The sequence below is a fragment of the Anabaena azotica FACHB-119 genome (assembly GCF_014697625.1).
GTDB lineage: Bacteria > Cyanobacteriota > Cyanobacteriia > Cyanobacteriales > Nostocaceae > Trichormus > Trichormus azoticus_A.
Window position 1 is genome coordinate 75016 of record NZ_JACJSG010000033.1, and the last position, 14625, is coordinate 89640.

A 14625-nucleotide genomic window follows, 5' to 3' on the forward strand; every position below is an offset into this window, starting at 1 on the left:
AACTCACAAAAGATATATAAGCTTTATTCTAATTCAGAATTTGCTTCATCTTGCCCATTTTCTGCTGCTGTTGAGTCCTCATTTTCTTCTTCCTCTTCTAGCATTGGTGCGCTACCTAAGATGCGTTGTCTATCTGCTGGGTTAGTAATGCCATACAGGTCAAGCACTTTCTTATCAATTTCCGCATCAATTTGGGCTACTTCATCTAGTAGAGTTTGAATCTCAGCTTTTTTTTGTGCTTCTTTAGCAAAAAAGAAACTGCGATCGCTAACTTCTGCGGGAATTTGCGCTATGTTCTTAATTTCAGCCCAATTTTTGCCTTGCCAGAGAGGACTTTTTAAATAACCTTGTATAAATATCCTTACATCCTCATCAGGGACTTCTAACCAGAGTTTATCACGGCGTAAAACAACTGTATTTGGATATTTGGGAGGGATAAAAACATTACTGCTAATAGTTTCCTGAATATCACAACTTTCTGGGATGGTAAAAAGTTGTGCAGCTTTGGCATCAAATAAACTCAAAGTTGAAAAGTTGGGATTTGCCTGTTGAATTTCAGCTAGCAGGTGATTATATGGCACTTCAATAACTTTACTTCCATCACGTTTATGTTTAATAGTGTATCCCTGCTCTCTTAGTTGATTGATTGTTGCATGTCTTGCCAATATTTTATCTACTAATTCCACAAATTCAGCTTGTGTTTGAGCATCAGCAGGGTAAATAGGTAGTTGACGAAAGGTGGCAGGGTTAATATTAACATTATCAAATTTTCTAGAATACCAATAATTTAGCAAAGCAGAGTTAAAAATTGCTAAAATATACTTTAATTCATAAGTTCCATTTCCGGTTGCAATAATGTTATTATAATTGTCACGGTTATAATAACCAGTATCATCGTATGTTGCCACCAAGCGTCTTTTAAGAGCCTTATTTCTTAAACGTACAAGAATAATTTTAGGCTCATCAAAATATTTTGATTTTCGAGGGCGATCAAGCCAAGCACCATAGTTTATATGTGGTTGCAAAATGCCCCAACGTAATTCATAACGTCCAACAAAACTACTACCATCAAGAAAAGGTTGCCAGTTTCCCTCATTATATGGAACATCTCTACGAGGTCTGACATATAAATTTGCTTGACTATCAGTTTTAGTTCCGTAAGGTTTCAGTCCTGGCGAACTATCAGTTACGTCTTCAAGACGTTGAATTTTTGTAGAATTACCATTAGTGTTAATTGTTATTTGGCAAGCTTGTTCAATCTGATCTATCAACGCATCAAATCGGATATCGATTTCATATCGTTCATGCTCCATCCATTTAGACTGTTGTTGAACTAGTGTTTCAGACCAGTTTTTTGCTATTAATCTGTCTAGAGTATCATCAACGCCTAAAAGATTAATCTGTACCTGCTGGGATTTACGAAATTCTTGGTCAGACTCGTAAGTTAAGAAGAGTAAAACACAATCTACATTAGCATCTAGCCAAATGCCTTGAGGTAAATCTACAATTTGATTAATTCTGCCTGCACTCATTAACTCTCTTCGCAAAGGGACAGCATTCGCTCCCATTAAGTAGGTATTCGGTGTAATAAATCCCAGCTTGCCATTTGTAGCTAATAACTCAATACCAAGTTTGAGAAAGAAAACATAAGTGTCTGGTTGTCCATAAAATACATCTGCATAATCTGCTCGTAGAATGTCTTTATAAGCATCACTGAGTTTTGCTCCATAGGGGGGATTTGCTACAACAAATGCAAAACCATCAGCATAAGGTGTATTGGGCGCACGACTTTTTATTTGATCTACCTGATCGCTTTCTTCAGCAATCAGCGTATTAAATAGTGCATAGCGATATGTACCTGTAGGACGCGCTAGGGCATCTACATTATAAATGTGAAATCGTTGAATTGGTTGTGGCTGCCCTTTTTCATAGGCAAGTTTCACCAAATCTAAAACTTGAATGAGTAAATTTACCTCTGCTAAATAACAAGCAAAGGGGTTTAAATCAAATCCATATAAATTATTTTGAACCCGTTGCAAAACTGCCGCCGGATCTTCTATTTGTTGAGCATTACCTTTATAAGCTGCGACTAGACGTTTAGCAGCAGCGACTAAAAACGAACCACTACCACAAGCAGGATCAATTAAACGTTTCTTATCACCGATAATTGCTGTTCCGCTTGTATATCCCACTTCATCAAGAATGTAATTAACAATTTCAGGAGGTGTGTAATATTGTCCTTTTTCGCGTTTTTCTTTACGGTTAACATAAGTGTTGTAAACAGTACCGACAATATCTGAATCAACTCCAGCAAAGTTAAAACGGCTGAGTTGATGTAATGTCATAATTAATTGCTGCTTGTCTAACTCATACCAATTAAACAACTCTCGCCCTGTAAAAAAATGAGCATAAATATTTTGAGCATTGCGATAAGCCATGTCCAACAACGGACTATAGGGGTTTCCAGTTGCAAATACCCAATATCTTTGAATATCTTCTTGCCAATGCTTGATTCCACCATCTGATACAAACCTATTGGGGAAAATTTCCTTATCTTCACAAACTCGAATCAACAGCAAACGAATAAACACTACATAAGCCGCTTGTAAAGCAAATTCATTTTGGCACTGGGTTTCATTCAAACCACCCAACATTGTCTCTTGTACTAATGCCAACCAAACGGTATAATTATCATGTACTGCAATATCTTTTTGATATTCTTGTCGCAGTGTTGCTTGTCGCTGATGCCAACGAAAGACTTGATTAGCGTATTTTTCTAAATTATCATGCAGCGATGGATCAATATCTGATATTTTGTCCTGGGGTTTAGCAGACTTAGGTTGATTAGCGTGCTTTCTGGCTAATGCCTGATTGAGTATTTTTAATACCTCAGCTAACATATCTTTCGGGCTGACAAATGCTCTAGCATTTTGCTCGGCTCTAGTTAAAATACTGGTAATGTTTTCACGCTCTTGAGGTTCTAAATTGAGTATTGGGTCAATGCGGTTAAGTACCTCAAATATCCTTCGTCTCAGTTCTTCTAACTCTTGAGTAGCCGTATCTTGGGAATTATCTAATAAACGATTACCACGTTCCAGGTATTGATTATACCGAGTAAAATGAGTCTCCAGCCTTCGCCTAGCATCTTGCTGTAACTCCAGCACCAATGATTGCAGCGCCTCAACTAAAACTGTCTCACCATTTCCGCCATTTCCCAAAACTAAAGCTTGCTGTTGCCATTGTGCCAAATCAATGGCAATTTCTGCTTCTAATCGCTCTAAATTGGTGAAAGATTCTTTGCGGCAAAGGTCATATAAATCTCTTAAAGAAGTTTTAGTATGATCAGAAAGGGCTGATGCTCCTCCATTATTCCACTGTGCGATCGCCGCAGGAATATCCAAATCAATAATTTTGCTAGGATTGCGATTATCATCAAACCGCCAAACAGTCAACTGTCTGCCATTCGTTAACCAACCCAGACGTACAGCCGCCGCACTGGTATATCTCGTTAATTGGGAAAGATGACTATCGGGATTATTGATATCAAATGTTAAATCTATGGCTGTATTCTTGTTCTCTACTATAAAGCAAGTGCCATAAACCGCATCTTCAGGCGCAAAGTCAGGACGATTACTTTTGTCTTGGCGATTGTATGCTTGTTCTCCCCGTGGAAAACCTAAAATTCCTAACAGTGGACTAACGATCGCATTATCAACCACTGACGCTTCATCACCGCTACGCTGACTTGATGAACGATGCAAATATGCCAGAAAATCAGCTTTACGAAAGCTGTTCTGGGTAAATATGCCAAAGAAAGCAGTGAGAAAATCATCGAAGTTGGTTGATTGAGCCATAGCCATATTTTGACAAGTCGGCTGTTATTCTACCTGACTATTTGGGTAATTGTCTTTAAACCTCAACAATTTAATTACAAAAATCCATCTTCAACCTTTGAACTGTGAGTGTCGAAGTTTTTACTTTGAACTTCAAATCATAAAACCTCGACTGTACAAGGCTTTCAAGTCTTTCTCCTGTTTCACGCAATAGCGATCGCTTCCGTAAACCCCCATCAGACGGCTGAAATTGCCCAAGTATATACCTCTGCGAACCAGGAGATGATAATCGTAATTGCGATCGCAGGGGATTGGGTTAGTAATTTGAGGTTTGCATCTTGTTGATGGGTCGCTGCTAAAAATTACCTTATTTATAAAGTTGGTCTAAAGGTTGGAGATTATCTATAAAATAATGATGCAAAGATTGAGGCAGATGATGAAAGTCTTCACTAATAGAAGCTGATGGTAAATTTCTAGAGTTATAGGTATTCCAGAAAAGAATTACTTTATGTTTGATATCTTCTTGGTTAATATCGTGAATTAAAGCGGCGAATGTCTTGCCAGTATATGTGCCATCTAAAGGAATTTTTTCATACTCATTCATTAGCATCATGGCTTTCATGCCTGATTCTGTAAACTGAGCATAATTTTTGCCAAAGAAGTCTAAAGAAATACAAAAATCTTTTTCAGCTATTTTTAAGATAGGAAAATCAGGGTCTAGCGAGTGTAAAAGTGAGTTGGTACGATTAAACAAATTGACCATTTTCTGTTCATTAGCAAATTGTGCTTCCACAACTCGCACGCCGATGACCTTTGTCTTTAAACCGATAGCTTTTAAACCTAGTACCAGTCCTACAGCCGTCCCCATAGTTCCTAATGGCAGATAAATAAAATCGGGTTCAGGTATCTGACCTTGGACAATTTGTTCTTTTAATTCAAATGCTGCATTCACATAAGCGATCGCACCCAACGGTGAAGAACCACCAGGGGCAATAATATAAGGTATATGACCTTCTTTTAAAGTGTAGTGAATAAGTTGATATGCTGTGTGAATTGCTAATTCCAGTTGCGTCTGATGTTGATGAATATCTGCACCGTAATCATGACTCGCAAGTAAATTACGCCGGACATATTGAGCATTGATTTGGGGCATCAACATTGAAGTAGTATGAATGCCCAGAAAATGAGCATAAATTGCTGTTGCTAAGGCATGATTAGACCCAGCAAAGCCAAAGGTTATTACCCGCTTTGCTTGTTGCTTGATAGCATCTGCTAACAAAAATTCTAATTTGCGAATCTTGTTACCACCATAAATTAAACCACTTACATCATCTCGTTTAATGTAAAGTTGTTCTGCATTCACCATTTCTCCTAAGTTATTTAGCTGATGTATTGGAGTTGGTAATTCAGCTAAAGATACATAAGGAAGCTGAGTTTTTAATTGGGGATAAGCTTGAAATAGAGGAATCATTTTGTTGGTAGGGAATAGGGAACAGGTAAATGTTTTTTTGGACTGCGGTGTTCCAAGCTTCTCCGCAACGCTTCCATATAGGTGTAGAACACAGGTGTAATATACAGTGTCAGCAGTTGAGAGAATAACAAACCTCCTACTACAGCCATCCCTAAAGGTCGGCGTGACTCTGCACCCGCACCTAAACCCAAGGCGATGGGTAATGTTCCCATCAAAGCTGCCATTGTGGTCATCATAATAGGGCGGAACCGGACTAAACAGGCTTCGTAAATGGCATCACGGGGAGATTTATCTGTGTGGCGTTGGGTTTCCATTGCAAAGTCAATCATCATGATGCCGTTTTTCTTGACAATGCCTACTAATAAGATGATGCCGATAAAGGCGTAAATGTTGAGGTCAATATGGAACAATATCAGTGTGAGCAATGCACCAAACCCAGCAGAAGGTAGACTAGATAAAATCGTCAAGGGGTGGATATAGTCTTCATAGAGAATCCCCAGCACAATGTAAATGACTAAAATTGCTACTAATAACAGTAATCCCAAACCAGCGATGGAAGATTGGAATACTTGGGCTGAACCCTGAAAGCTGGTGGTAATGGTGGCGGGTAGGGTGTCACGGGCTACTTGTTGGATTTTGTCTGTGACATCGCCCAGAGATACACCGAGTTTGAGGTTAAAGGAAATGGTGGTGGCGGGGAGTTGTCCTTGGTGGTTAACAGTTAATGAGCCTACGCCTTTGGTTAAGGTGGCAACGGCATTTAAAGGCACAAGTTGCCCATTAGGAGCGCGAATTGATAACAAATTTAACGCATTCGGGTCTTGTTGATATTGTGGTAACAGTCCTAATATGACCTCATACTCGTTATCTGGGGCGTAGATGGTGGATACTTGCAAAGTCCCATAGGCATCACCCAAGGCGGTTTCTATTTGTTGGGAAGTTAAACCAAGGGCGTTGGCGCGATCGCGATTAATCTCTACATTTACCTGGGGATTATCAACTTGTAAATCACTGTTAACATCTTGTAACCCTGGTATTTGGCTAAGTTTAGCTTGCAATATGGGCGTATATTTGTACAGGTCTTGTAAGTTAGTGCTTTGTAAGGAAAACTGATATTGAGCGTTTGTTTGCTTACCACCGATATTAATCGTTGGGGGATTGATTAAGAAGGCTTTAATACCCGGTTCTTGTAATAGTTTGGGTTGCAATTCCTGAACCACCTCATCAGCGTTGAGATGTCTTTGGGAAGCAGGTTTAAGGCGGATAACAATAATTCCCGTGTTATTTCCGCCTGTCCCTGTAACTGATGTTCCCACAATTGAGTTCAGTACATCCACATTGGGATCATTGCGAATAATTTGTGCTACTGCTTGTTGATGCTTAATCATATCCGCGAAGGAAATATCTTGTGCGGCTTGGGTTTGTGCCAAAATCAATCCCTTATCATCACTAGGAAGGAAACCCTTAGAAGCGATCGCAAATAAGTATACTGTCGCCAACAAAATCACAGCTGAAATTATCATGGTTGTGCGGTGATATTTTAAGGACTGGCGCAGACTCCAGGCGTAAAAGCGGAGGGAAAAGCCCTGATTTTCCTTCTCTTTCTCTACTGGGTGATGTTCCGACTGCAAAAATCGGCTACATAACATCGGCGTTAAGCTGAGGGAAAGCAACCCAGACACGAGAATGGCGGCGGCGATGGTAACAGCGAACTCATGAAATAACCTCCCCAATATACCCGGCATAAATAACATGGGAATGAACACCGCTACTAGGGATAAGGTCATGGAAATAATTGTGCCACCTATTTCTGTGGAACCGTTGATGGCTGCTTGCAGACGACTTTCGCCCATCTCCATGTGACGGACAATGTTCTCTAACACTACCACCGCATCATCTACGACAAAACCCACGCTTAAAGTTAACGCCATCAGGGAAAGGGTATCAAGGGAAAACCCCAGCAGTAACATCACGGCAAAAGTAGCTACCAAAGATAGAGGGACAGTGACGCTGGGAATTAAGGTCGCTTGGAGATTTCGCAGAAACAGGAAGATAACCAACACTACCAAACAAATGGTGAGTAATAGGGTGAATTTGACATCATTAACTGAGTCGCGGATATTTTGCGAACGGTCGTAGAAAATATCCATATTCACAGCCGTGGGAATTTGCGATCGCAACTTGGGTAGCAACGTCTTAACAGCATCAACAATTTCTATAGTGTTGGTTCCAGGCTGACGTTGAATTGCCAAAATAATCGAGCGTTTAGGAATCTCCCCTTGTTGAGCAAAATACCAACTGGCGATTTTATCATTCTGCACACTATCAACTACTTGACCCAAATCACCCAAATGCACAGGCGCACCATTACTATAAGCCACCGTCAAGGCGCGATAATCCTCAGCGTTGAGCAGTTGACCATTAGCTTGGACAGTATAATTCTTGTGATTACCGTAGAGATTGCCTGTAGGTAAATCTGCGTTATTTTGGGCGATCGCTTTGGCAACATCATCAATACCTAATCCTTTGGCTTTTAACGATTGGGGGTCAACATTGATGCGTACTGCATACTTTTGCGAACCATAAACCAACACCTGCGCCACCCCATCCACCATTGACAAGCGTTCTGCTAATGTCTCCTCTGCATACTTATCTATCTGATATAGTGGCAATAAATCGGAACTGAGGGTGATATAGAGAATTGGTTGCTGTGCAGGGTTCACCTTCTTATATGATGGAGGGCTAGGCATATCACTCGGTAATTGCTTAGTTGCTTGAGCGATCGCCGCTTGTACATCCAGGGCTGCACCATCAATATCTCGACTCAAACTAAATTGTAGGACAATTTGGCTACTTCCTTTAGAACTGGTGGAGTTCATCGAATCAAGTCCCGCAATTGTGGAAAATTGCTGTTCTAAAGGCGTGGCTACAGAAGCCGCCATCGTTTCCGGGCTGGCTCCAGGTAAACTAGCAGATACAGAAATTGTGGGAAAATCCATACTCGGTAAGTCGCTGACGGGTAACATAAAGTAACTCATCAGCCCAAAAATGAGAATTGCCAACATCACCAAGGTGGTCATAATTGGGCGGCGAATGAAGAGGGAAGGAAGATTCATGGCTAAAAATATTACTTATTACGCCCATACTGGCGTGGCAAGATTAAACTTGTGCATAGCGCGAAAAATCTCAATTCTTTATTATCGGCGTTAATCGGCGTGTATCGGCGGTTAATATTATCAAATCTATTGCCACATTTTAGCCTTGACAGTCCAGTAGCGTGACCGGGCTAAAATAGTGCATTATTCTTTTCTTGTGGGATGGGCATCTTGCCCGTCCGGTGCGGGCAGGATGCCCACACCACAAAAGTTATATTTATGCAACATTTTAGCCTTGACAGTCCAGTAGCGTGACCGGGCTAAAATAGTGCAATAGATTTAAACAAAAAACCGCCGATACACGCCGATACACGCCGATAAAAAGAATTTTTTATTGCACCATTTTAGTCTAGACAGTTCACTACTGGCTTGGCAAGCCTAAAATAGTGCATTAGCGAATTGCTCATCTGCGTTCATCTGCGTTCATCTGCGTTCCATTTTTTTCAAATCTATTGCCATATTTTAGCCTTGCCACGCTACTACAAAGACCGCGATTTGTGAGAAGATGGAATAACCACCGATACACCAGGCGCAAGATTGAATTGCCCATCGGTAACAACCTGTTCCCCTGGTTGCAGTCCTTGATTAATCACAGTTTCGTTACCCACCGTATCCCCAACTTGCACCGGACGAGCTGCAACTGTTTTGTCAGCTTGCACTAAATACACATACTGTCCATTTTGTCCAGTTTGTAATGCTTGGGAAGGGACAACGATCGCCTTTGGTAACTGCGCCAATTTCAGCACCACATCGACAAATTCCCCTGGTGATAGTTGTCCTTGGCTATTGGTAAAGGTGGCTTTGAGTTGAATTGTGCCGGTGTTGGCATCAAAGGTATTATCAACAAAAGTCAGTTCTCCCCGAATGGGCGGTGTAGAAATATTCGGGATAACAGCATCTACTTCTAATTTCCCTTGCACCATGTATTTTCTGAGTTCGGGTAATTGCTGCTGGGGAATGGAAAAAGAAACGTAAGTCGGGTGTGTTTGCTTAATGACTACTAATCCACTGGTATCGTTAGCCTTAACTAAGTTACCTTGATTAACTTGTAAATTACCTGTTTGTCCATCGATGGGTGCATAGATGGTGGTGTAGGCGAGTTGAGTTTTGGCGCTGGCGACAGCCGCCCCTGCTGCTTGGAGATTCGCTTGGGCGTTCTGTACATTTGCTTTCGCTGAACCTACAGAGGCGATCGCTTCACGGATAGCACTTTGATCAGCAGCCACCGTGGCTTCGGCTGCATCGGCGCTGGTGCGATATTGTTGGGCTTGTTCTTGGGTAACTGCTCCCTGTGGGAATAAATGACTATAACGTTGTGCTTCTATATCTGCATTACGCGCTTGGGCGGCATCTTTTGCCCTTGTAGACTTGGCTTGGTTTACTTGCTCTTTGGCTTGTTGGAAATTGGCGATCGCTTGTTGTACTTGCGCCTGTGCTTGTACTTGTTTGGCGATCGCTTGGTCTAAATTTGCCTGAAAAGGTGCGGGGTCGATTCTAAATAATAACTGCCCTTTCTTGACTTGCTGCCCTTGTTGAAAGTAAACCCCTGTGAGTTGCCCATCTACCAATGACTTAATTGATACAGTTGAATATGCTGCAACTGTTCCCGTACTATGAATTTCTAAAGGGACTGTTGCTTGACTGACTTGAGCTACCACCACAGGCACAGCTTTGTGATTATCTATCTTAACTTGTGTAGGTTTCTTCCCCAAAACCGCCCAAATAGAAAAACAAATAATGCCTAACATTACTATACCCAAACCACCTTTTTGTAAAGGTGTAAATTTTGGCGGAGGTTTGATATTTGCAATTTTGCTAATCATTTATCTTCCCAAAGTTCGTTTAACACCAGTTTCATTCATGAGCTAAGGTTTGAGGGTGAAGATAGATAAGTTAGGGAAAAGTTACACAGCTTTATTGCACAAGGGACTTCCAGTGCAACTCATTATTTCGTAGACTGGGCAGGACTTCCACAAGGGATGAGCAAAATCTTAGCACCCCACGGGCGCGTTTCTCGCTCTCGCAAATAAAAGGCAATTTTTTTCAGGACACACAGATAGTTGTGCATCCTTATAAATGTTTCAGTAAAAATCTTTAAGTAAACCGTCGAGAATAAATCAAACTATGTTAACGTGAGTTCGATAAACCTCTCCCTCCCAACCTCCCTCTCCTCGTAGGCTATCCATTACCCACATCTTTCTTTACAATCTTAAAACCCTTGCTTAGTAAGCATCTTGCCAACTCAATTTTTCATGGGGCTTGACAAATTCGCACCTTCTCTTCTCGCTAAAATCATGTTTTTATTGAGAATCAACAACGAACAAATCAGGGTTAGAAAAAACGTGAGTGAACACTCTCATAAATGTTGAGATAGATCCGGGTAATGGATAGCCTCGTAGGAGAGGGAGGAGAAACGAAAAACCTCACCCTCTTACTCCCCTCTCCTCGTAGGAGAGGGGTTGGGGGTGAGGTCAAAACAACGCTGGTCGAACTCACGTTATGTTAAGTACTGTAAAGTTATCAAGATTGAGTGAGTAGTAAGGACTAAAGTCCTTTTCCCCGGACTAAAGTCCCTACTACAAACCTTGATTTATTTAGTCTGTTCTACTTAGTAGACGTAAACTGCTCCAGTACGGTTGATTGTTAGTGAACCATCGCCGGGTGTTTCTCCAGCAATTTGGCGGACTTGAACAATAGTTGTATTGCCAATTTTACTCACATTATATTTTAAGGAAGCTTCTTGCCGAGAAGGATAAATTAACACATTAGATGGTAGAGCAACATAATTCATTGCAGCAAAATTTCCCGGAAGTAATGTCTTAGGTGAATCATTTGTTAGCCCATATTGCAAGGGAACATTTGTTTGGTTAATCACCTCTAATTGTAAAGGTTGGTGAGGATTAATTCTGGCTACAGGTTGCCAAAAACCTAAATGAAATGTCTTTGGTAATTTATTTTCGGCTTTGAGTTCATTGACCATAACTTGTAAGTTATGATTCATTTGTTTTTCTTGCTTTGGGGTGTAAAAGGGATTCATCGTCAGTTTGATTGAGTGGTAAAAAGCTTGAAGTTTAGCTTTCTGCTCAGGTGTAATACTCGCCCAGAAAGCTTGGCGATCGCTCTTATTGGTAGGATGTTCTTTGTAAGTTTGATATAAGCTTTGTTGTTGAGGTGTGAGAATACTTTCCAGTTCAGCCTCAGACTGTTGATTAATTCGAGCAATTTCCGCTTTTTGTTGGGGAGTTAGATTAACTCCTTGCATTAAATCGAACCCAGCCGCATGAGCCTGTAGAGGAACAGCAAGACTAGCAACAGTCATGCTTCCTAGTAAGATAGAAGTGAGTTTGAATTGCATATATCTCCTAAAAAATACTTTTGCTGTGGGAAATGTTGCAGTAGGGACGTAAAAATATACGTCCCTGCGTTTCTAGCGAATACTTACAATTAAGGTGTAATGGATGGGATAAGATTCTGGGTTATCTACCTGGATGTGATAATCTTCAGTTCTAGGTAAACGTCCAGACCAAGATTGAGCGCCAGACATATTACCGTTTGCCAAAACTGTACCATCGACTCCATATAGGGTGAGCCAAGAAGTGTTTGCTCCAGGTGAAGTGACATTCACATACATATACTGTCCATCTCTAGCGTTGGCTAAAAAAGAGCGAGAAGTGTGAGGCGCAAGAGTACCACTAACTGTTTTAGAAGTAGCGCCAGGGGCAAATAGCAGCCTTTCCGCGCTAGGTTGAACATTAGGAGGAATTGTCAGTCTCAAGTTATAAGCAACATTGGCTGGCTTGAGGACTTCTACATAATAGTCTTGCGTTTTTGGTAAGCGACCACTCCAACTTCTTAATTCTTGAGGTGCATAAATTATGCTTGTACCATCAGCACCACTCATCGTTAAATAGACAGGAGCTTGAGATGAGTTAGCGGCGATGCTCATCCATTGATTAGCGTTGGCTCTAAATACATAACGGACTGGGTAATAGTTTCTGTCGTGATAGACGACTGTGGAAACAGCACCAGGAGCAAATTCAATGCGTTCTGTTTGATATCCGGCTGGTACTGTCCGAGCCGCAACTGGATGGCTGGGTAATATCATTGCACCTGCGCTTCCTAGAGCGATGATGCTGGAGTAAATCAGGCTAGTAACTGTACGTTTCATATATTTTTCCTTGTTAGTGAATATGTGTACTGGAGTGGGGACATACAGATGTATGACCCTACTGGGCTAGATAACATTGGGCGCGAAATCGCCATCCCATCAACTGCTCATATAAAGGGTTAAGCTTACATAAGGGAGGAATATGTGCGATCGCATGATTGAAAATCTGGCGTTGCTGAATTAGAATATGAAATCGCAAAATGACCGTCCTTTTTCTTTGTAACTTAGCGCCTTTGCGCCTTTGCGTGAGACAAATTCATATCTTGATTCAGCAACGCCGAAAATCTTGATATCTCTGGCAAATGGGCAGGAAGCAGGAATCAGCCTGCATAATAATTGTGCTTGTTGGCAATTACAAATTACGATGTTGTCCAGTTTGTGGCGGATAGGGTTGAGTAAATCTAATTTATATAAGTTCATAGTAGATGCCCCTGAAAAGTTGTTGTGTGTTTTCTTTGTTAATAGGACTTACGCAACTGGCAGATTTTTTCTGTAGGGTGTGTGACGCTGCGATAATATTTGAACGTAGTCATGAAACTTGTAGCGTCACGCACCAACCACCAATTGTGACACTTGCGTAAGTCCTGGTTAATTCAATCTTCTCGCGGTTTATAGTTTAGGTGGGTGAAGATGAGTAACTTATCTCCTCATTTTCTAGAACTAATTTAAGTTCATGTTTTGGCTTCACAAAACAGTTAAATTTCTATATTTACAGTTTCTAGTTTTCGTCAATAAATAGGGGTGAAGAAGAATAAGTTAGTGATGAAGTTAAAAGGAAGTTATATCAATTTCATTTTGGCAATAAATATAGGGCTGTACATTGTACGCCCCCACCATCTGTTATTTATTCCTATTTTATTTAGTCAGGACTTACGCAACTGGCACATGGGGTAGGGTGCGTCAGATGTGGAAAATCCTTGAATCTGTACGAAATTACTGGGGCTGACGCACCCTACAGTTAGTTTGATTATGACACTTGCGTAAGTCCTATTAGTATTAAGATTGTGGTGGATGAAGAATTTCAATGCCATACTTAGGCGCTGTAGCCAAAATATTTTCCAAATCTACGGGATTTAGAGGCGCACCAGAAATAACCTCATTGGCTGATTTGCCAACATCTATGATAAAGTTCTCAAATCCAGATGGTGTCTGCCAGACGAGCATTTTTACAGGTAAAAAGGTATTGTTAGTAAATTGATGTATTTGTCCTTTAGGGGAATGAATAAAGGTTCCCGGTGTAGCGATGATTCTTTCTCCGTCTAGATAAAATTCTAATTCTCCTTCTAATATGTAAAAAGACTCATTATCGTGGGAATGTCGGTGAGGTGGTGCGCCGCCCCCTTTTGGAGCAATTATCACTTCACATAGAGTGTAAGCGTTTTCTGTGTCTTTACCCACTGCTTTGAAGGTATATAAATCTTCTGCAAACCAGTAAGAAGTACCTTGACCAGTTGTTTGTAAAAAACTGGGCTGTTGAATAGTCATTTTTAGCTCCAAATTGATTGTAGTTCTTGTTTTGATATAGCAAGATTTTTTAACATTTATCTAGGCGATCGCCTTTTTACTTAAAAAAATTTAGTATAATCAGGCGACCAATACCTTAAGCTGTTAACTATTGATTGCGAATCAACGCAGCCCAGGTATTTGCACCGACAACACCATCGACTGTAAGACCCATTGCTTGTTGAAAATTCTCAACAGCAGTAACAGTTTCATCCACATAGTTACCAGTCACAGGTAAGGTTGTGCCATCAGTTGACACTCCCCCGTTTATAAAACGGGGGATTCTTGGGTCAGTGGGGAGCTATTGCTTAACCCCTCACCAAGCATCTTGACCGTATGCCCTACGGCTGCAAGACCACGCTGCATTACCACCATAGCGGCGGCAACGTCGCGGTCTGTTTCAAATCCACATTCATGACAACGATGCACTCGCTCAGACAGGTCTTTTTTGCCTGTGTGGTGGTTGCAGTTGGGGCAGGTTTGGCTTGTACCGTC

The 14625-nt window shown here is 41.1% G+C and carries 11 protein-coding genes; all 11 read right to left on the reverse strand.

Going from position 1 to position 14625, the window contains the following annotated elements; genetic code table 11:
• Nucleotides 1-23 precede the first annotated feature (23 nt).
• Complete coding sequence (locus tag H6G83_RS22380; RefSeq protein WP_190476179.1) at nt 24-3854, reverse strand: N-6 DNA methylase; 3831 nt, start codon at nt 3852-3854, stop codon at nt 24-26.
• A gap of 346 nt (nt 3855-4200) precedes the next feature.
• Nucleotides 4201-5304, reverse strand: a complete 1104-nt coding sequence (locus H6G83_RS22385; protein WP_190476180.1) for a 1-aminocyclopropane-1-carboxylate deaminase/D-cysteine desulfhydrase — start codon at nt 5302-5304, stop codon at nt 4201-4203.
• Complete coding sequence (locus H6G83_RS22390) at nt 5301-8420, reverse strand: efflux RND transporter permease subunit (protein WP_190476181.1); 3120 nt, start codon at nt 8418-8420, stop codon at nt 5301-5303. The genes H6G83_RS22385 and H6G83_RS22390 overlap by 4 nt, the downstream gene beginning before the upstream one ends.
• A gap of 518 nt (nt 8421-8938) precedes the next feature.
• Complete coding sequence (locus H6G83_RS22395; protein ID WP_190476182.1) at nt 8939-10282, reverse strand: efflux RND transporter periplasmic adaptor subunit; 1344 nt, start codon at nt 10280-10282, stop codon at nt 8939-8941.
• A gap of 785 nt (nt 10283-11067) precedes the next feature.
• Nucleotides 11068-11814 carry a Spy/CpxP family protein refolding chaperone gene (locus H6G83_RS22400; protein ID WP_190476183.1) on the reverse strand — a complete coding sequence of 249 codons (747 nt, stop codon included), beginning with the start codon at nt 11812-11814 and terminating at the stop codon, nt 11068-11070.
• 72 nt (nt 11815-11886) lie between these two features.
• Nucleotides 11887-12627: a hypothetical protein gene (locus H6G83_RS22405; protein ID WP_190476184.1), complete on the reverse strand. Its 741-nt coding sequence runs from the start codon at nt 12625-12627 to the stop codon at nt 11887-11889.
• A 58-nt stretch (nt 12628-12685) separates the two neighbouring features.
• Nucleotides 12686-12826 carry a Mo-dependent nitrogenase C-terminal domain-containing protein gene (locus tag H6G83_RS22410; RefSeq protein ID WP_199328548.1) on the reverse strand — a complete coding sequence of 47 codons (141 nt, stop codon included), beginning with the start codon at nt 12824-12826 and terminating at the stop codon, nt 12686-12688.
• The gene (locus H6G83_RS22415; protein WP_190476185.1) at nt 12808-13047 is read right to left on the reverse strand and encodes a Mo-dependent nitrogenase C-terminal domain-containing protein; all 240 of its coding nucleotides are present in this window, start codon (nt 13045-13047) and stop codon (nt 12808-12810) included. The genes H6G83_RS22410 and H6G83_RS22415 overlap by 19 nt, the downstream gene beginning before the upstream one ends.
• A 576-nt stretch (nt 13048-13623) precedes the next feature.
• Complete coding sequence (locus H6G83_RS22420; RefSeq protein WP_190476186.1) at nt 13624-14112, reverse strand: cupin domain-containing protein; 489 nt, start codon at nt 14110-14112, stop codon at nt 13624-13626.
• 127 nt (nt 14113-14239) lie between these two features.
• Entirely contained in the window at nt 14240-14389 is a 150-nt protein-coding gene (locus H6G83_RS36025; RefSeq protein WP_199328549.1) for a peptidoglycan-binding domain-containing protein, read from the reverse strand.
• Between the two features lie 8 nt (nt 14390-14397).
• On the reverse strand, nt 14398-14625 hold a 228-nt coding region (locus H6G83_RS22430), incomplete at its 5' end, for a zinc ribbon domain-containing protein (protein WP_190473652.1).